19 protein-coding genes are annotated in these 17897 nt (G+C 71.1%); 8 read left to right on the top strand and 11 right to left on the bottom strand.

The window, feature by feature from the left end; translation table 11 throughout:
* From GV155_RS19665 to GV155_RS19655, 3 genes are all read left to right on the top strand, one after another.
* Positions 1-217: hypothetical protein (locus GV155_RS19665; protein ID WP_201300383.1), on the top strand; the 217-nt coding region annotated here is incomplete at its 5' end.
* 53 nt (positions 218-270) lie between these two features.
* The gene (locus GV155_RS19660; protein ID WP_160011889.1) at positions 271-2166 is read left to right on the top strand and encodes an Ig-like domain-containing protein; all 1896 of its coding nucleotides are present in this window, start codon (positions 271-273) and stop codon (positions 2164-2166) included.
* Between the two features lie 88 nt (positions 2167-2254).
* The gene (locus GV155_RS19655) at positions 2255-2932 is read left to right on the top strand and encodes a biliverdin-producing heme oxygenase (protein WP_160011887.1); all 678 of its coding nucleotides are present in this window, start codon (positions 2255-2257) and stop codon (positions 2930-2932) included.
* Positions 2933-3431: 499 nt separating this feature from the next.
* Here GV155_RS19655 and GV155_RS19650 read toward each other — a convergent pair whose 3' ends face one another.
* Complete coding sequence (locus GV155_RS19650; protein WP_201300382.1) at positions 3432-4667, bottom strand: MFS transporter; 1236 nt, start codon at positions 4665-4667, stop codon at positions 3432-3434.
* 203 nt (positions 4668-4870) lie between these two features.
* Between GV155_RS19650 and GV155_RS19645 the strand changes: the two genes are divergently transcribed.
* The 3 genes from GV155_RS19645 to GV155_RS19635 all read left to right on the top strand — a co-directional run bounded on the left by GV155_RS19645 (position 4871) and on the right by GV155_RS19635 (position 7048).
* On the top strand, positions 4871-5908 hold the full coding sequence (locus GV155_RS19645) for a zinc-dependent alcohol dehydrogenase family protein (RefSeq protein WP_160011885.1): 1038 nt from the start codon (positions 4871-4873) through the stop codon (positions 5906-5908).
* 226 nt (positions 5909-6134) lie between these two features.
* The gene (locus GV155_RS20545) at positions 6135-6476 is read left to right on the top strand and encodes a lipocalin-like domain-containing protein (protein WP_201300381.1); all 342 of its coding nucleotides are present in this window, start codon (positions 6135-6137) and stop codon (positions 6474-6476) included.
* Between the two features lie 212 nt (positions 6477-6688).
* Complete coding sequence (locus tag GV155_RS19635) at positions 6689-7048, top strand: cyclophilin-like fold protein (protein WP_236554532.1); 360 nt, start codon at positions 6689-6691, stop codon at positions 7046-7048.
* A 108-nt stretch (positions 7049-7156) separates the two neighbouring features.
* Here the strand turns inward: GV155_RS19635 and GV155_RS19630 are convergent, their stop codons facing one another.
* The 3 genes from GV155_RS19630 to GV155_RS19620 all read right to left on the bottom strand — a co-directional run bounded on the left by GV155_RS19630 (position 7157) and on the right by GV155_RS19620 (position 9584).
* Entirely contained in the window at positions 7157-7552 is a 396-nt protein-coding gene (locus GV155_RS19630) for a (R)-mandelonitrile lyase (protein ID WP_160011881.1), read from the bottom strand.
* A gap of 59 nt (positions 7553-7611) precedes the next feature.
* Positions 7612-8574 carry a quinone oxidoreductase family protein gene (locus tag GV155_RS19625; protein WP_160011879.1) on the bottom strand — a complete coding sequence of 321 codons (963 nt, stop codon included), beginning with the start codon at positions 8572-8574 and terminating at the stop codon, positions 7612-7614.
* A 104-nt stretch (positions 8575-8678) separates the two neighbouring features.
* Entirely contained in the window at positions 8679-9584 is a 906-nt protein-coding gene (locus GV155_RS19620) for a helix-turn-helix transcriptional regulator (RefSeq protein ID WP_160011878.1), read from the bottom strand.
* Between the two features lie 437 nt (positions 9585-10021).
* Here GV155_RS19620 and GV155_RS19615 point away from each other — a divergent pair, with 437 nt between their 5' ends.
* Complete coding sequence (locus GV155_RS19615) at positions 10022-10492, top strand: hypothetical protein (RefSeq protein WP_160011876.1); 471 nt, start codon at positions 10022-10024, stop codon at positions 10490-10492.
* 606 nt (positions 10493-11098) lie between these two features.
* Here the strand turns inward: GV155_RS19615 and GV155_RS19610 are convergent.
* On the bottom strand, positions 11099-11527 hold the full coding sequence (locus tag GV155_RS19610; protein ID WP_160011874.1) for a response regulator: 429 nt from the start codon (positions 11525-11527) through the stop codon (positions 11099-11101).
* Between the two features lie 127 nt (positions 11528-11654).
* Positions 11655-12872: a sensor histidine kinase gene (locus GV155_RS19605; RefSeq protein WP_160011872.1), complete on the bottom strand. Its 1218-nt coding sequence runs from the start codon at positions 12870-12872 to the stop codon at positions 11655-11657.
* A gap of 560 nt (positions 12873-13432) precedes the next feature.
* On the opposite strand from GV155_RS19605, the gene GV155_RS19600 reads away from it, so the two are divergent.
* Entirely contained in the window at positions 13433-13828 is a 396-nt protein-coding gene (locus tag GV155_RS19600; RefSeq protein ID WP_160011870.1) for a hypothetical protein, read from the top strand.
* On the opposite strand, the gene GV155_RS19595 is transcribed toward GV155_RS19600, so the two are convergent.
* The 5 genes from GV155_RS19595 to GV155_RS19575 all read right to left on the bottom strand — a co-directional run bounded on the left by GV155_RS19595 (position 13811) and on the right by GV155_RS19575 (position 17820).
* A complete protein-coding gene (locus tag GV155_RS19595) occupies positions 13811-14044 on the bottom strand; it encodes a hypothetical protein (protein WP_160011868.1) in 234 nt (77 codons plus the stop codon). The genes GV155_RS19600 and GV155_RS19595 overlap by 18 nt on opposite strands.
* A 10-nt stretch (positions 14045-14054) precedes the next feature.
* Entirely contained in the window at positions 14055-14435 is a 381-nt protein-coding gene (locus tag GV155_RS19590; protein ID WP_160011866.1) for a pyridoxamine 5'-phosphate oxidase family protein, read from the bottom strand.
* Positions 14436-14882: 447 nt separating this feature from the next.
* Positions 14883-15968 (bottom strand): ABC transporter substrate-binding protein, encoded by a 1086-nt coding sequence (locus GV155_RS19585; protein WP_160011864.1) that lies wholly within the window; start codon positions 15966-15968, stop codon positions 14883-14885.
* Complete coding sequence (locus GV155_RS19580) at positions 15965-16759, bottom strand: ABC transporter ATP-binding protein (protein ID WP_236554531.1); 795 nt, start codon at positions 16757-16759, stop codon at positions 15965-15967. Before GV155_RS19580 ends, GV155_RS19585 begins: the two co-directional genes overlap by 4 nt.
* Positions 16760-16803: 44 nt before the next feature.
* The gene (locus GV155_RS19575; RefSeq protein ID WP_201300384.1) at positions 16804-17820 is read right to left on the bottom strand and encodes a FecCD family ABC transporter permease; all 1017 of its coding nucleotides are present in this window, start codon (positions 17818-17820) and stop codon (positions 16804-16806) included.
* Positions 17821-17897 lie beyond the last annotated feature (77 nt).

Here is a 17897-nt window from a genome sequence, read left to right as displayed (position 1 = left end):
GCCAGGCCCCGCCGCGCCCCGACCCGCCTCGGAGGCCAGCGGCGCGGTCCGCGCCCTCGACCCGGCAGCGGAGCCGACCTACGCACTGACCGCGTCGAACCCGGCGACCGCGACCCCCGACCCCGACCACCGCTGGACGTGGTGGCTCGGCAGCGTGCTGCTGCTCGGAGCAGCCGCTCTCACCCTGATCAGCAGCCGTTCGAAAGGAACCCCATGACCCGCCACTCACGTCCTCGAGGTGGTGCGACGATCGTCGCGTCCCTCACGGCGATGTCCACCGGCTTGGTGGCGCTCGGCGCCACCACCCCTGCCCAGGCGGCCCAGGCGGCCGGGGCGGACCAGGTGGCCGTCTCGGACGCCACGCTGACCTGGGACCTCAACGACGAGGCCACCAGCGGGGCGTTCGCGCCCGGCACCTGGAACCTGATGTCCGCCGGCCGGGTCGACGACCCCGGCGCCGGCGGCACCACGCTGCGCGCCGCCGACGGCGGGGCCACCTGGTCCAACGGCGAACCCGCCGGGTGGAGCGCCCAGGAGGGCGACGTCACCGTCGAAGACCTCGCCGCCGGCGGCAGTTACGATACGGCGACCTTCGCAGGCACCCGCACGAACAGCGCCGGTGCCAACGCCAACACCTCCGGCGTCCGAGGTGAGACCCGTCTGTCCTTCGGTGCCGGCACCGGCACGGTCGACCCGGAGGCCGGGACGGCCTCGATCAGCTGGGACGGCGACGCGACGCTCCTGGCCTACTCCGGCATGACCTTCTTCTACGTCTCCGACCCGCAGCTCGACGTCGCGGCCGACGGCAGCGGCACCGTGAGCGCCACCGTCGGCGGCTACGCCACCGAGATGGACGACCCCACCGCCTGGGAACCGCTCCCGGAGACCGAGGTCACCCTGGCCGCGCTCCAGGGCGTCGAGGTCACCGCCGACGGGGTCGAGGCGACGCCGGCCTACCGCCAGGTGGCCTACGAGGCGCCCACGGGTGCGACGGCGCAGGCCCGGACCGGTACCGAATGGGGTGCCTTCCCGCAGGACTTCGTCGACTTCCAGCAGAGCGTCGGCCAGGGGTCGTACTGGTACTCCAGCGGCGGCGCGGCCGACGTGCGCAAGGTCGCCAACCCCCTCGCCGTCAGCTGGACCGGCGACGACGTCCCGGCTGCGCCCACCGTGACCGTCAGCGACACCGACCTGCTGCCCTCGGGCGCGCAGGAGATCACCGTCGAGGGCACCGGGTTCGACCCGGCCGCCGTCCCGGCGACCCGGCCCCCGCTGGCGGGCGGCTCCGGCGGCGTCTACGTCGCCGTCGGGAAGTTCGCCGAGCAGTGGCAGCCCTCGACGGGTGCGCCGTCGAGCGCCCGCAAGACCACCGACGTGGACTGGGCCGTCGAGGAGGACGACGTCGCCACGATCGGCGGCGCGGACCGCGGGGCCATCGTGCTCAGTCCCGAGGGTGGCTTCACCGCCACCCTGAGGGTCGACAAGGACGCGATCGACGCCGCGGCCACCGACCCCTCACTGACCCGGTACGGGATCTACACCTACCCCGGCGGCGGCGCGAGCGACGCCGCCTACGAGACCGCCACCCCGCTCACGTTCACCAAGGCCGCGCCCGAGATGGCCGTGAGCGCCCCGCGCGCGAGCTTCGGTGAGCCGGCCTCCGCGGTGGTGACCGTGACCAGCGAGGGTGACACCTCCGGTGCCGTCACCCTGCGCCGCGGCGGTAGCGAGGTCGGCACGGCCGACGTCACGGACGGCGAGGCCGCCTTCGACCTCGGCCTCCTCGGTGCCGGTCGCTACCCGCTGACGGCGTCCTACACCGGCAACGCGCAGACCGCGGACGGCACCGCCACGACGCGACTCGTCGTCGCGAGAGCCACGACGACCACCACCGCCGCCCTGACCCGCACGCCGACGCCGAAGCGCGCCGGCACCGTGCGGGTGGGTGTCGCCTCGCCCACGACCGACCCCACCGGTCGGGCCGTGGTCAAGGTGAAGCAGGGCAATCGGGTCGTCAGCAGCGGGCGCGCCCCGCTGCGCGACGGGGTCGCCACGGTGCGCACCACCCGGCTGCCGCAGGGCCGCTACCAGGTGGTCGCGACCTACACCGGCACGCCGAACATCGCTGGCTCGACCGACCGCACGAGGTTCCGGGTCCGGCGCTGACGGCACGGACCCACCCGCACCACCCCGGGCGCCCCACCTGCGGGGCGCCCGGGTCGCACGATCTCCACCACGACCCCTGGAGCCACCCATGACCGTCCTCGACGGCAGCGTCACCGTCCGCCTGTCCACCGCCATGCGCGACGGCTCGGCCGCTGAGCACGAGGCCGCGGAGGGCTCTGCCTTCCTCACCGAGCTGCTAGGAGGCCGGCTCCGCGCCGCGGGCTACATCGCCTACCTGCGGCGCCTGCGCCTGGTCTACGCCGCGCTCGAGGAAGCCGTGCGCGCCACGACCGCGGACCCGCTCGTGGCGACCGTGGCCGACCCCGGACTCGAGCGGCTGGGCGCCATCGAGGCCGACCTTGCCTTTTGGACCGGCGAGCAGGTGGCGCCCGGCACCGGTGGGGAGATCGACTCGGCGGCGGCCCACGCCTACGCCGAGCGCCTGCGCCAGGCCGCCGCGACCTGGGGCGGCACCGTCGTGGCGCACCACTACACGCGCTACCTCGGAGACCTCTCGGGCGGCCGGGTGATCGGGACCCTGCTGGAGCGCACCTTCGACCTCCGCGGCGGTGGGGTGGCGTTCTACTCGTTCGCCTTGGTGCCCAAGCCCAAGCGCTACAAGGACGCCTATCGCGCCCGCCTCGACGACCTGCCCCTCACCGGCCCGGAGGTGGACCGCGTGGTCGACGAGGTCAAGGTCGCCTTCACCCTGAACCAGGCCCTGCTGACCGAGCTCGGCGGACGGCTGGAGGAGTACCGCCGCTGACACGGTCAAGCAGGACGCTGCTCGAGGTTCACCACCGCCGGGGGCTGCAGCCACTGCCGTGGCTCGGGTCTCCGCCGCCCAGACCGCTACCCCGCTCCGAGGTTGAATCAGAGTTCTGGAGCAGCCGACCTTGCTCGCGGACTGCAGGTGAGGGCGCGAGAAGCGTTGTGACCATCGACGCTGGGTCTCGTGCGCCGAGTGCGCTCGCTGACCACGTGGCTGACAACATCTCGACCCGAGAACGCAGTATTGCGCCGCGTTGCCGGTCGTTGCACGCTGATCGGGAATCGTGGCCTGGCCTGCGGGAACGTCTTATGCTTCACCAACGGGCAGCAACTCGAAACGATGCACTTCCGGCCTGGGGGTCAAGGGGTCGCAGGTTCAAATCCTGTCAGCCCGACCGAAGTAGTTCCAGGTCAGAGGCCGTTCCCGCCGGTGGCGAGGGCGGCCTCTTCCTGATCCTCCGCGTTCGGCGGCTGATGGTCGCCGCGTCTGACTCTCACGGCCGCACAGGGATCGCCGACCGGCGGGCAGCGTGGGTGAGGGAGAGCGCCGCCAGCGCGAGCGCGACCATCACGACCGGCAGGGCAACGGGGTCGAAGGTGCCGATGAGGACGGCGCCGATGACGGCCGCCGCGAAGATGGCAACGTTGAAGGCGACTCCAAGCATCGAGTTGGCCACGTCGGCGTTGTCACCGGCGGCGATGCTGATGGCCGTCTGCAGCTGGGCCGCTGCGCCGCCGAAGGCCAGGCCCCAGATCACGATCGCGACCAGCACCACGACCGTCGAGCCGCGCCCGACCACGAGGAGGCCGCCGGCGAGGACGAACGAGGTGATGCTGCCCAGGACGAGGGGGCGCAGGGCGCGGTCGATGACGGCGCCGGAGAGGGCGATGCCGCCGATGGCAGCGACACCGAACACGACGAGGGCCACGTCGACCGAGATCCCGAGGTCGCCCGAGGCGAGGTAGGAGGAGATGTAGGTGTAGCTGATGTTGTGGGCCAGCATCCAGGCGACGATGACCGCGAGGATGGCCGCGACACCGGGGAGGCGCAGCACCTGGTTCAGGCCGGCCTGGGTCTCCGCCTCCTGACCGGGGGCGTCCGGGACGAGCGCCACCACGAGGAGTACGGCGACGGCGGTGAGGATCGCGAGGGTCCCGAAGGACCAGCGCCAGTCGAAGGTGGACCCGAGCCAGGACCCGAAAGGCGTGCCGACGGCCAACCCGGTCGGCACTCCCAGGGAGGCGATCGCCAGCGCCCGCCCGGTGTGCTGGGGCGCGGTGATCCGACGCGCGTAGCCGGCGGTCATGCCCCACAGGAGGCCGGCGAAGGCCCCGCCGACCAGGCGTGCGGCGAGAGACAGTGCGATGGCGTCGGAGAAGGTCGTGACGACGTTCGCGGCCAGCAGGCCGAGGCCTCCGACGACGAAGACCGGCTTGCGGCGCAGGCCACGGGTCAGGGTGACGGCGGGGATGGCGGCCACGATCGTGCCGAGGGCGAACACGCCGCTGAACTGCCCCGCGACGCCCTCGCTGGTACTCATTCCGGTTGCGATCTGGGCCAGCAGGCCGGCGGGCATCGTCTCGGTGGTGATCAGCAGGAAGCCCATGAACGCCATCACCAGCAGTGCGGCCACCGGCAGTCGGGCGTGGTGATCGGCGTTGTCGGGTGCCGGGTCCGGTCGACCGGGACCCTGGACCGCCCGTTCCGTGCGGGGGGACGTGTGTGACATCGAGGTTCCTGTTCGGGGTAGCAGCAGTCGTAGGCGACCTGCGCTGCGCCGGTCGCGTTCTCAGCAAAGCCGCGCTGCCGGCGGCGTGGAAGTCACTGTCGAGGGGCGTACTGGCAGTGCACGTCTCCGCAGTGACTTCCTGCGCACGCGAGGTGCAGATCTACTCGTGCCGACCCAACCCCCACTCATCCCAGGAGAGACCAGTGCGAGCCACCCTCATGTACGGCCCCGGCGACGTCCGAGTCGAGGACGTCCGCGACTCCCGCGTCGAGCAGCCGAGCGACGCGCTGGTGCGGATCACCGCGTCCTGCATCTGCGGCAGCGACCTTCACCCGTACCACTCGATGCCGGCAGGCAGCGCCCCGACGCACATGGGCCACGAGTTCATCGGTGTCGTCGAGGACACGGGCAGCGAGGTCAGCACCCTGCGCAAGGGTGACCTGGTCGTCGCCCCCTTCGCCTACTCGTGCGGCACCTGCCAGTTCTGCCGCGCCGGGCTCCAGACCTCCTGCGAGAAGGGCTCCTTCTGGGACGCCCTGCCGCAGGAGGGCGGCCAGGCCGAGGCCATCCGCGTCCCGCTGGCCGACGGCACCCTCTTCAAGCTCCCAGTCACCCCGGACTCCGCCCTGATGCCGTCGCTGCTCACCATCTCCGACGTGCTCGGCACCGGGTACCACGCCGCGGTCAGCGGCGGCGTCACCCAGGGCAGCACGGTCACCGTGATCGGCGACGGTGCGGTCGGGCTGCTGGCCGTGCTGTCCGCCAAGCGCCTCGGCGCCGAACAGATCATCCTGATGGGCCGCCACACCTCACGCACCGACCTCGGCTGTGAGTTCGGTGCGACCGACGTCGTCGCAGAGCGGGGCGAGGAGGGCGTGACCAAGGTCCGCGAGCTCACCGGTGGCTTCGGCTCGCACGTCGTGCTCGAGGCTGTGGGCCACATGCCGGCCTACGAGCAGGCCTTCGGGGTCGTCCGCCCCGGCGGCACCATCAGCCGCGTCGGCGTCCCGCAGTACGAGGAGGCCCCCGTCGGAATGACCAGCCTCTTCGGCGGCAACGTCACCCTCACCGGCGGTCCTGCCCCGAGCCGGGCCTACATGGAGGAGCTCCTCCCGCCGATCCTCGAGGGCTCGATCGAGCCCGGCAAGGTCTTCGACGCCACGGTCGGCCTCGATGGCGTCCCCCAGGGCTACGCCGACATGGACGAGCGCCGCAGCCTCAAGGTGCTGCTCAAGCCGTAACGACCGCGGACCGACGAGAAGGAAGCCGACATAGATGACCACGACACCGGGACGCACGTCCCTCCTCACCTCCCTCGCGCTCGCGCTCGGGAGCGCGGCCCTCGCCCTCGCTCCCACGGCGACACCGGGCACGGTGGCCACTCCGGAGGCCGCGGCGTCGGCCGCAGCGCCGTCGTCCTCCGCGGCACCGGGACGGCGACCCGCCCCCCTGACGGGCCAGTGGCGGATGACCTCACTCCAGGTCAGGACCGACGGGACCTTCGAGGAGGTCCCCTACAGCGGCCAGCTGCTGTTCACCCGCGCCGGGACCCTCGCGGTCCAGGCAATGAACCCGGACCCCGAAGCAGCCGACACGGCTTACACCGTCGACGGCTACGAGGCCTACTACGGCCCCGTCCGGGTCGACCGGAAGGAGCGGACCTTCACGATCCGGGTCGCCTCGGCCGCGGTCCGCGACCTCATCGGCCAGCGGCTGACACGCAACTTCCAGGTCGACCGCGGTCGGCTGGTGGTCACCCCCGTCGATCCGGCCGAGGGCTTCCGGGTGACCTACGAGCGCGTCCGGTGAGACCGGCGCGCGCCGACCTACCCGCCGTCCTGCTCGCCGTGACGGCGTTGCTGGTCTCCGCGTGCGGGACCTCGAACAGTGCGGAGGACGGGGCCGCCGGGACGCCGTCCTCCGCCGTACCGTCCTCACCCCGCACGTCGCAGCCGTCGGGTTCGACGTCACCTGACGGGCGGCCCGGAGGGTCCGCGTCGTCGCAGCCCCAGGAGGAAGAGATGCAGATCGAGATCACCGTCGCCGGGGAGCGGGTCACCGCGACCCTCGACGACAGCGCCGCAGGACGTGACCTGGTGGCCCAGCTGCCGGTCACCGTCGAGATGAGTGACCACGGGGGAGTCGAGAAGACCGGGCGGCTCCCCTCCGCGCTCTCCCTCGACGGGCAGCCGGAGGGGGCCGACCCCGACGTGGGCGACCTCGGCTACTACGCACCGGGCCAGGACCTGGTGCTCTACTACGGCGACCAGTCCTACTTCCCCGGCATCGTCGTGCTCGGGCGACTCGACGGCGACGCGGCCGCGCGCATCGCCGCGGTCGAGGGTGACGTGACCGTCACAGTGACCCCCCTCGGCGGCTGAGCCCACCGGGGCACGACAGCCCCCGTCGCCGCGGCCCTCACAGAGGTCCCGCGGCGGCGGGGGCTGCGTCGTGCTCCACGGGGCATCGTGGAGGAGACGACCACCGGGTCAGGCGCCGTACTCGGCGTCGCTGACGTGGTCGAGCCAGGTGACGACCTCGCCGTTCTCGTCAGCCTCCTGGATCGCGACGTGGGCCATGAACCGATCCCCGGTCGCCCCGTGCCAGTGCTCCTCGCCGGGCTCGATGTAGACCACGTCGCCGGGCCGGATCTCCTGCACGTCGCCACCGCGGCGTGCGACGTAGCCGATGCCGTCGGTGACGTACAGCGTCTGGCCGAGGGGGTGGGAGTGCCAGGCGGTGCGGGCACCGGGGCTGAACCGGACGTGGGCGCAGCCGACGGCGGACTGCTCGTCGGGGTTGCGGATGCCGTCGATGTAGACGGTGCCGGTGAAGCACTCGGCCGGGCCGGTGGCGGTCTGGCCGCCGCTGGTGGTGAGCAACATGTCTCTCTCCTCGGTGTGGGTGGCAGTGATGACGGTGGTGGCAGTGGTGACGGGGCAGGTCAGGGGAGTGCGAGGACGACCTTGCCGACGGAGCGGCCGTGCCGTACGAGGTCGATGGCGTCGGCGGCGTCGGCCCACGCGATGACGCTGTCGATGACGGGACGTACCCGGCCGTCGGCGACGAGCGGCAGGACCTGCTCGCGGACGGTGCCGAGGAGCTCGGCGAGCTCGTCGGCGGTGCCGAAGGAGACGCCCACGAGGGTGACGCGTCCGAAGGAGAGGGCGTCGACGTCGAGGACCGAGGAGGGGCCGCCGAGGCGGCCCATCTGCACGACGGTGCCGTGACGGCGGCAGGCACCGACAGCCTGGCCGAGGACGTCGCCCGCCACGTGTTCCAGGACGAGGTCGACGCCCTCGCCGTCCGTGAGGTCGCGGACCTCGGTCGCGAGGTCGTCGCTGCCGAGGACGACGTGGTCGGCGCCGAGGTCGCGGAGCAGGTCGGCCTTGGCAGCCGAGCGCGTGGTCGCGATGACGGTGCGGGCGCCGAGGGCCTTCGCCAGCTGCACCCCGACCAGCCCGATGGCGGAGGTGGCCCCGGTGACCAGCACGGTCTGCCCGGCCTGGAACCCGCCGGCGCGCAGGGCGCCGTGCTCGGTCAGCAGGGCGGTCGGGAGCGCGGCGGCCTGCTCCAGCGGCACATCATCCGGAACCGGGATCGTGTGACGGACGTCGGCCACGACGAGCTGGGCGAAGGCCGACGGCGTGCAGGCCGCGACCCGGGTCCCGGCCAGCGTCTGGTCGAGGTCCGGGCCGACGGCCACGACGGTGCCCGCGGTCTCGTAGCCGACGACGGTGCTCTCGTCGACCTCGTCGGCGCGGTCCATGCCGGTCACGTCGGCGTTGTTGACGGCCACGTACCGCGACTCGAGCAGCACCTGCCCGGGCCCCGGGACGGGGGCCTCGCGGGCGCGCTCGGCCCACCCGCGGTCGCGGGTCGGGGCCAGGACGGTCATCTCGGGCATGGTGGGTCCTCCTTCGATGGGGCGAGAGGTGCGGGCTCGCCTGATACGCCCGCCTGGGGCGGCGGGCGTCGGGGTGCTGTGCGCGGGCGACCCGGGGGAGAGGTCTAGCGTTCCGGGGCGGGACCGGCCGTGGCGTCCGAGGTGCGGGAGCTGGGCGCCGCCCAGGAGGCGAGCAGCTGGAGCCGCTCGGCGGACGGGGAGCCCGGTTCGGCGGTGTAGACGAGGACCACGAGCCCGGGCTCCGCGGTGACCGCCAGCTCCTCGTAGACGAGGGTGAGCTCTCCGACGACCGGGTGGTGGAAGCGCTTGGTGCCGGCGCCGTGGGTGCGGACGTCGTGGGCGGCCCAGAGTCGTCGGAAGGTCTCGCTGTGGGTGGAGAGCTCGCCGACGAGGTCCTGCAGGCCGCGGTCGTGCGGGTCACGGCCGGCCTCGGTGCGCATGATCCCGACACACATCTCGGCGAACAGGTCCCAGTCGGGGTAGAAGTCGCGGGATGCCTCGTCGAGGAACTGGAACCGCGCGAGGTTGGGGACGCGGCCGCCGTCGCCGATGACGGGGGAGTAGAAGGCCTTGCCGAGGGCGTTGGTGGCCAGCAGGTTCTGGTGGGGGTCACGGATGAAGGCCACGCCGTCGGTGATCGCCTCGAGCGCCCACTGCAGGCTGAGACGGGAAGCAGGCCTGCCCGCGGCGCCCGCGGGGCGACGCCGCTGGCGTCCCGAGGTGGGAATGCCGTCGGCGGCACGGGCGAGGTCGAGCAGGTGCGCACGCTCGGTGTCGTCGAGCTGCAGCGCCCGGACGAGCGCGTCCAGCACGCTCGAGGACGCGCCGGCGACCTGGCCGCGCTCGAGACGGGCGTAGTACTCCACGCTCAGGCCGGCGAGCGTGGCGACCTCGCTGCGGCGCAGGCCAGGCACGCGGCGGGTGCCGGTGCTGGGCAGGCCGACCTGCTCGGGCGTGAGGCGGGCGCGACGGGTGGTGAGGAACTCACTGACCTCTTGGCGATTGTCCACGCGAACGACCCTAGGCCGCGTCAGCCCCCGGATCGAGAGGTGAAGGGTGCCCTGGGGGGACACCCTTGCCGTGCCGGCACGGGGACCACGAGACCCGCCGTGTGCGTGCAGCCGTGTGTGCACACGGCTTGGGACGCGCTGGTCCCCGTTGGCACCACACCCCTCCTACGGGGGCTTGGACGACGGCACCTCAGGACGCGTTGGCAGGCATGGGACGCGCTGTCACGGGGGGCCCGTCCCTGGGGGTCAAGGGGTCGCAGGTTCAAATCCTGTCAGCCCGACACAGTTTCACCAGGTCAGAGGCACTTTCCTCCTCGTGAGGGAGGTGCCTCTGGCCGTCCGGGATGGGTTTGACAACATCTCTGACAACGCGACTTCACCAAGACGTGATCGCAGAAGCGGGCTCCCAGGCCTTCGGTATACGAACCGGAGGAACCATGGCAAGCAGACGCACCAAGCGCGCCGACGGGCGCTACAACGTGACCCTCACCGTCGAGAACCCTGATGGTTCGACGCGGCGGGTGTACTTCTACGGCCGCACCCAGGCCGAGGCGCGGGCCAAGGCCCACGCGGCGCAGGAACGGATCGCACTGGGCGCGCCGGTGCGCGACGCCAGCCGCAGTTTCGGCGACTGGCTGAGCGAGTGGCGGGCCACGTTCCTGGCCGCCAGCGACCGGGCGCCCTCGACCAAGGCGCTGTACGGCGGGCTGCTGGAACGCCACGCCCGACCCCAGCTCGATCAGGTCCCGCTGGCGCGGATCACCCCGGCCGACCTGACCCGGGTACTGCTGGCGATGGAGAAGGCCGGGCGGGCGGCGAGCACGCGACGCAACATTCGCACCGGCGCCGGCGGTAGAGGTTTTACCGATCCCAGCGCCGCTTATGGCTGGCTGTTCGTATGCTTCTGAGTGGCTGACCGAAACCCCTTTCTCGGGAGGTCAGCGCCCCCGTTGCAATCCCCCATGCGCGGCGGGGGCGCCCCTGGGGGTCGATGAATCCCCCCGGCCCACCGACCCCTCAGGGGACAGCGCACAGTGTGCGCCCGGACATTTGTCCGTCAATAGGTCCCTAAGTGGGTCCTTCTGTGAAGCGATGGAGGAATTACCCTCTAGTTCTCGCTGCCGAGACAGCGGGCGAATCGACGGTACGAGGCTCCTTGTTCGTCAGTGCACGCCTGTCCTAGTTTGTCGCCACCTGTCGTGCTTGTCTGATGAGCGTGACGGGTGCGGCACCCCCGCCGGCATCCCCCCAACGTCCGGCGGGGGTGTCTCAAGGTTTCGAGCCGGCGGGGCGCCTCTGAATCGGGCAGCGCACCCAAACGGCTTGATCTCGGGTGATCACTTGCTGCTGTCACTGACCTACAGTCGCGAACGGCGCCGGACCCCATGCCTGCGCCGCGGCACCCTGTCGCCCTCGAGTTGGGTGGCGGGGGTGTTCTTGGTGTTGAGCCGAGTCGGGGTCCGTGCACCGGGGGGTGCTGCGGGCCCCGAGTAGCCCTCGACGCCTGTCGGTTCTTAGTCAACTGGTCCTCTACGCGGGCCGCCAGGGCGCTCCTCAGTCTGCCTCACCGGTGGCGCCCAACCGATCAGGTCAGCAAACCGAGCCGGCAGCTCTTTGGCGCTGAAGGGTTTCATCAGCACACCCGCCACGCCGAGGCCGTCCAACAACTGCGCCTGACCCACACTCCTGGAAGCAGTCAGTAGAACCACCGGAATGGCACGGGTGGCCGCCTCACCTTGCAGCGCCTGAAAAACTGCTATCCCGTCCAGCCCAGGCATGATCAAGTCGAGCAAGATGGCGTCGGGGGCCGAGGTGCGGGCGATCTCGACCGCGTCGTGGCCGTCGGAGGCCTCGAAAACCTGCCACCCACCGATCTGCCTGAACGACATCGAGACGACGAACAGGTGGTCGTCCTCGTCATCAACCACCAGGACGGTCGGCATAGCGATTCTCCATCTTCAGGACCAAGGCAGACCGGGCGGCGGTAAGCCAGGAACGATCGCTTTCAACGACACGAACGCTGGAGGAACGGAGAAACCTCCTAAGAGTCACGGGGCGGCCCGCGATCGTCTAGCCCCTGAGGTGAGCCGGGGAGTGGATCGGCAGGTCGACGGTGAAGGTGGACCCGTGGAGGTGCTGTGAGTCGACGGTGATCTCGCCGCAATGCTGGCGAACGATGGACTCGACGATGTTCAGCCCGAGGCCGGTGCCCTGTACATGCTGTCCCTTGGCGTTCGTGGAGCGGAAGAAACGGTCGAACAGGTGCGCCTGCTCGGTCTGAGGGATGCCCATCCCGTTGTCGCTGACCTGGACTCGGGCTTGCGCCGGGCGCGCCGCAGTGGCTGGCAGGCGTTCCACGACGCAGCGGACCGTGCCGCCGTCTTCGGTGAACTTGATCGCGTTGCCGACCAGGTTCACCACAACGCGCTCCAGGTCCTCGCCGATGCCGTGCACGAGGACAGGTGTGGTTGGGGTGCAGAAGTCGACGGCCAACGACCTCCCTGCGATCGTCGGTTCCAGTGCATCGCGTGCACCCCGGATCACGTCGATGATGTCGATGGTCTCCCGTGGGTGCTCAGCCCGGTCGTCAAGGGCGGCGGCGTAGAGCAGGTCACTGGCCAGGTTCATGGCGCGGCGGCTGTTGCGCTCGATGGCCTCGACGAAGGTCTGGTGTTGGGGGGCGAGGGTCCCGGTGCTGGGATCCTGCAACAGCTCGACATAGCCGGTGATGTTGGTCATGGGGGTACGAAACTCGTGGCTGACGCTCGCGACGAAGTCTGAGCGCGCGGTGCGTCCTTCGGCGTTGAGTAGGTAGGCGGTTGCGAGGTCGGCGAGCGCCTGGGCCGTGGCTTGGTGGTCCTCCGAGAGGTCCCCGCTGCTTTGGCGGTAAAGGCCGAGCGCTCCCAGTCGCCGGTCCGCGCTGCGCAGGGGGAAGGCGAACGCGGCCCCTGGCCCGGCTGTCTGGGCCCACTCCGCGAACCGAGGCCAGCGGGTTTCGCGGGAAAGGTCGGGGGCGAGGACGGGGCCCTCGCTTGAGAAAGCCGCTCGGCAGGGGCCTTCATCGAGGTCGGTCTGGAGCTGTTCATAGCGCAGAGCGGTCTCGTTGATGACCGCCACCATGCGGGGGCGAGCATCTGGGTAGATCAAGGTCACCCCCGCGGCGTCGATGGGCAGTAGGTCCATGGCGTGCTGGACCAGGTCGTCGAGCAGGTTCTGGACCGGCACATTAAGGAGCAGGGTGCGCGCGAAGTCGTTGAGGACAGCCGTCAGGCGGCTCGATGGATACATGGCGACTCCCGAAGACTGGGGTTGGAGTACCAAGGGCGGGGTCGCCCTTTGAGCTCGGAACCGAATTGATCGGTCAAACGCCGGATCAACCCCAGTTTGAAACCTGCGTTCGGTGGACGTGCGACACCATCCACCCACCGCCCGGATTGGGTGTCAAGCGTGTCCTCGGCTGGGACGGAGCGGCGAGCCTTCCCGCGACAGATGAGCACGCAGCGGCGCCAGGCGAGGAGGAAGTAGGGATGCCATGTACACCCTCGACGGCTTCTCGCTGCTGACCCATCTCGGCGCCGCGCTCGGCGGCATCCTCATCGGCATCCTCATCGGCTTGGCGCTGGCCCGCGGTCGGTGAGTCCCTCCGACCGACCCTGTTTGCCTGTGAAGCGACAGACCTAGGTCCCCTTTGTGCGACCCGGGCCCCACGTCGCGCCCGCAGCCCCTAGGTTGGGAGCGCTCGCTGGAGTTCACGATCGAGCCGAGCGCAAGGCTGGCCCGGCTCGAGCCAGCCGCGTTCTCTCGGGGTCACCGTTCGGTGGCCACGACCGCCTCCACGTAAGGCACTCGTGAACCCCCGCAACCAGCAGTCCCTGACCGAGCGCGTCCTGGTGTCGGTACAGGACCTCGTCACGCCTACCGAAGCCGTCGACCTTGCCGGTCAGCTCGGCTACGACGTCCTCGACTTTATGGAGCGCTATACCGGCCAGGTCGCATGGTCTCTCGACGATCTCGACCGCCTCGCCACCGCAACCGGCCGGCGCGTCGACCGGTTCCTGCACCCGACCCCGGTGGTCGACCCAGCCACGATCACCGCAGCGTCAATGACCGCGACCTCGGAAGAGACCGAGCACGAGCGGATGTTGCTCCTCCGCGAAGTCGTCGAGGATCTGAACTACGCCGCCCGCAAGGTCACCGATCTGTTCCTGACCGGCCCGTCGGACGGGTCATCCGTCACCGATTAGCGACGCATCGACCGGTCGAATCGAAGAAGCCGGCACGAATGCCTGCCGCACGCTGGCCTCTGTGGCGTCGAAACGTGCCGGGTCGGCTGCGATCCTCCATCCCTCCAACCCGACGCTCTCCCGCTGCCGCCACGCCAGCAGCAGCCCCGGGGCCGCGTCGGTCTCCCGGCGGCCGGTGGCGCACGTCCAGACCTGCACGGGGAGGTCGCTGGCCACGCACGGCAGCCTACGAGCGGACCCGGCGCCCCTTGATGTCATCGGTGCCCAGCGTGAGCCACTGCGGCGCCACGCCCAGCTCCCAGACGCGGGTGCGGGGCGCTGCCCACAGTTCCCCGAGCGTCGCGGCTTCCGTCACCCGGGTCGGCGTGCCAACGACGCTGACCGTCCAGGTGGGCTCCCGATCCTGATGTCCGTCGTCGACCTGCATGGTCACCGGGTGGGCCCCTGCCCGCCGAACGACTGAACCGAAGGCGGCAGCGCGGAAGTGCAACCACGTGCCTAGCATCGTGTAGGCGGTCATGACTACGACCACTCGGTCCTCGATGTTGAAAGAGACCCGGCCGAAGGAATGTGCAGCCAGCAGCTCCCGGCACTCAGCGGCGCTCACGTGTTCCGGGGCCGGGGGCTCACTCAGCCCAGCAGTTGGCACAACTGCCCCTCTTTAGTCCCCACCAGGCAAGCCTGGGCCGCCGTGCCAGACCAGGACAGTGCCGGTCGGCGTACCCGGCCGGGACCTTGCTCCGGCAAGCGCGTGCCGTCACGACGGTCTGCTCCCCGGGTCCGTATGCGCGTCGTCGTGCCTTGTTCGCCCCGCCGTACAAAGCCCGCGCGGTACGGCCCCCGGACCCGGCGTGGCCGCCCTGGTTGCGCTTGATCATGCGCAACACCGTCTCTGCCCCAATCGACGCCGCGACGAGGCGACGCACGACCGGATCCGCGCGTCCTGGCCAACGCCGAACCAATCGAAACAGATGCCACCCTGAAACTCTTTCTCCGACCTGTGACCGGGAGGACCCGCAGCCTCCGGCCGGGGGTGTTGTGCTGCCGGTGATGATTACGGTTTCAGGTCGACCTGCGGGGTGGTTCCGGTGGATGGCAGGAGGTCTGCTTCTTCCAGGGAGGCCCTCAGTTGCTCTGCGGCGTCGATGTTGAGGGGGCCGCTGACCCAGGCGGCGTAGGGAAGGTTCAGAAACCGGCCTTCTTCGACGGCGGGAAGGTCTCGGGTGCTGGGGTTGGCGCGCAGCACGGCGACCTTCTCCTCGTAGCTCTGGCCGGGGTAGTCAACGAAGGCGATGTAGTCGGGTTGGGAGGCCACGACTCGTTCCCAGGAGACGGTGGTCCAGGTGTCGGCGACGTCCTCGGTCGCGTTGCGGGCGCCGGCAGCCTCGATGATGCCCTGCGGTCCGCCGAACGAGCCGCTGGTGAAGGGGGCGGAGGTGCCGCTGTCGAAGAGGAAGACGGTGGGCGGGTTCTCGGCCTGGGGTGCTTGCTCCGGCTGCGCGAGGCGGGTCTCGATGTCCGCGACTCGGGCCGTGGCCTCCTTCTGGTGCCCGGTGATCCGCCCGAGGTTGGTCAGGTCGGTGGTGAGTGCCTGCCAGGGTTCGACCACGCCGCGGGCGTCGCCCGCGCCCTGGCGGCAGGACTCGGTGAGGGTGTAGCCGGCGATGTCGCGGTCGGCGAGGCCGTCGGGGGTGAGGCCGGCGTCCTCGTCCCACCCGTAGTTCCATCCCGCCACCATGGCGTCGGGGCGCTGGGCGAGGACGTTCTCCAGGGTGGGGCGTTCGGCGCTGGCAACGGGTAGTGCGTCGACGACGTCCTCGCCGTAGGCGCGGGCCAGTGCCTGGGCGTCGTCCTGGAGGCCGCTGATGCCGGCGATGGCGTCGGCCGCACCGATCGAGAGCACCATCGAGATCATGCCGCCGTCGTAGACGTAGAGCCGCTCCGCGGGGTCGGGGAACCGGACGTCCTCGCCGCAGTTCTCGACGCTTACGCCTGTGGTCGACGTCGGGGCGGACTGGTCCGAGCTGTTCGTGCTGCCGCACGCGGTGGCCGCCAGGACGGTGAGCGCAAGGGGAGCGAGGAGTCGGCGCCGGGCGGGGCGTCGTCGCGACGGTGGTCGGACGGTGTCGGTCGTGGTCATGTGGGGCTTCCTGTCGTGGTGGTCCCTGGGTCGGGTTCGTCGTGGGGGTCGGAGGCATGAGGGGTGCGGCCCGGCCCGACGACGAGGTGTTCGTGGTCCGTGGGGTCGGTGAGGGCGGAGGCGTGGACCCCGAAGACGTGGTGGACGGTGGCGGGGAGCAGGGCCTGCGCCGGGGGAGCGGCGGCGCGGGCGCGGCCGCGATCGAGGACCAGGACGCGGTCGAAGAAGGATGCAGCGAGCCCGAGGTCGTGGATGGCGGTCACGACGGTGTGTCCTGAGTTGCGGAGCAGGGTGAGCAGGTCGATCTGGTGGCGGACGTCGAGGTGGTTGGTGGGCTCGTCGAGGACGAGGACGTCGCAGTCCTGGGCGAGGCCTCGGGCAAGGCTGACGCGGCGTCGTTCACCGCCGGACAGCTCGGCGCACGCGCGGTGCGCGGCATCCTGCATCCCCACCTGGGCGAGGGCGGTCATGGCCCGGCGGTGGTCGTCCCGCCCGCGTGACCAGGGCGCCCTGTAGGGCAGGCGTCCGAGCGTGACGAACTCGGTGACGAGCATGTCGGCGGGCGGGCGTTCCTCCTGGCCGACGAAGGCGAGGCGTCGTGCCCGGTCGCGTGCGGAGAGGGCGTGGACGTTGGTGCCGTAGACCCGCACACGTCCGGCCACAGGGGAGAGGAACCCGGCGACGGTCCGCAGCACGGTGGACTTGCCCGAGCCGTTGACCCCGACGACGGCGAGCATCGATCCGGCCACGAGCTCGATCTCGACGTGCTCGACCACCGTCCGTCCCCCCACCGCGCAGGAGAGATCCTGCAAGGCCAGCGCGTGCGGGGCGGCGCTCACTCCTCGCCCCCGAACCGGTACTGGCGTCGACCGAGCAGGAGGAGGAAGACGGGGGCGCCGACGAGGCCGGTCACCACGCTGAGCGGGATCTCCTGCGGGCTGACCAGGGTGCGGGCTGCGACGTCGACCCAGAGCAGGAACAGCCCGCCCGCCAGGGCGGCGAGGGGCACCATCGCCCGGTGTGCGCCGCCGACCACGAGCCGGGCCAGGTGGGGCACCACGAGGCCGACGAAGCCGATCCCGCCGGAGACCGCGACCAGGACGCCGACCAGGGCGGAGGTCAGCACGAAGAGACCCACGCGGAGGGTGCGGACCGGGACGCCGACCGAGGCAGCGGTGTCGTCCCCGGTGACCAGGGCGTCGAGCCACCCGTGCAGTCCGAGCACGACGGTGGTGGCGACCACGACGGCCAGGACGGGTGGGAGGAGCTGGGTCCAGGTCGCGCCGGCCAGCGAGCCGAGCAGCCAGAACAGGACGGACTCGGTCGCTCGTGACTCGTTGCCGAGGAACACCATGAAGCTGGAGAGTGAGGAGAAGGCCGAGGACATGACGACGCCGGTCAGCACCAGCCGCAGCGGGGTGAGTCCACCTTGGGCGAGCGAGACGCCGAAGACGAGGACCGAGGCGGTCAGTGCGCCGGCCAGCGCCCCCGCCGAGAGCGCCCAGGCGCCGAGCGAGCCGAGCACGCCGAAGGCGATGACCGCGGTGGCGCCCACCCCGGCGCCGGCGGAGACCCCGAGCAGGTAGGGGTCGGCGAGCGGGTTGCGTACCAGCGTCTGCATCGCTGCCCCCGCCACGGCGAGCCCGGCGCCGACGACGATTGAGAGCAGCACCCGTGGGGCGCGAAGGTCCCACACGATCGCGTCGTAGACCGGGTCGGCGCCGGGGCGCTGGTGAAGAAGTCGCTCGCGCAGCACGTCCAGCACGCCGGTCGGGCGTAGCGGCTCGGAACCCAGGGCGAGCGCGACGACGACCGAGCCGCCGAGGAGGGCGAGCAGCAGTACGTGCAGCAGGACCTGGGTCGACCTGCGAGGTCGGTGGGTCCGGCGTGCGGGGTGGGCCGCAGGGGTGGCTGAGGCCAGGCCGGTGG

The sequence above is a fragment of the Nocardioides sp. AX2bis genome (genome assembly GCF_902506435.1).
Classification (GTDB): Bacteria; Actinomycetota; Actinomycetes; order Propionibacteriales; family Nocardioidaceae; genus Nocardioides.
The sequence above is the reverse complement of the archived record's forward strand: the minus strand, read 5'-3'. Positions and strand labels throughout refer to the sequence as shown.

Excerpts from the sequence above, each read along its gene's own strand:
- GV155_RS19660 (WP_160011889.1), top strand. The coding sequence starts at position 271 with ATGTCCACCGGCTTGGTGGCGCTCGGCGCCACCACCCCTGCCCAGGCG.
- GV155_RS19655 (WP_160011887.1), top strand. The coding sequence starts at position 2,255 with ATGACCGTCCTCGACGGCAGCGTCACCGTCCGCCTGTCCACCGCCATG.
- GV155_RS19650 (WP_201300382.1), bottom strand. The coding sequence starts at position 4,667 with ATGTCACACACGTCCCCCCGCACGGAACGGGCGGTCCAGGGTCCCGGT.
- GV155_RS20545 (WP_201300381.1), top strand. The coding sequence starts at position 6,135 with ATGACCTCACTCCAGGTCAGGACCGACGGGACCTTCGAGGAGGTCCCC.
- GV155_RS19635 (WP_236554532.1), top strand. The coding sequence starts at position 6,689 with ATGCAGATCGAGATCACCGTCGCCGGGGAGCGGGTCACCGCGACCCTC.
- GV155_RS19630 (WP_160011881.1), bottom strand. The coding sequence starts at position 7,552 with ATGTTGCTCACCACCAGCGGCGGCCAGACCGCCACCGGCCCGGCCGAG.
- GV155_RS19625 (WP_160011879.1), bottom strand. The coding sequence starts at position 8,574 with ATGCCCGAGATGACCGTCCTGGCCCCGACCCGCGACCGCGGGTGGGCC.
- GV155_RS19615 (WP_160011876.1), top strand. The coding sequence starts at position 10,022 with ATGGCAAGCAGACGCACCAAGCGCGCCGACGGGCGCTACAACGTGACC.
- GV155_RS19610 (WP_160011874.1), bottom strand. The coding sequence starts at position 11,527 with ATGCCGACCGTCCTGGTGGTTGATGACGAGGACGACCACCTGTTCGTC.
- GV155_RS19605 (WP_160011872.1), bottom strand. The coding sequence starts at position 12,872 with ATGTATCCATCGAGCCGCCTGACGGCTGTCCTCAACGACTTCGCGCGC.
- GV155_RS19585 (WP_160011864.1), bottom strand. The coding sequence starts at position 15,968 with ATGACCACGACCGACACCGTCCGACCACCGTCGCGACGACGCCCCGCC.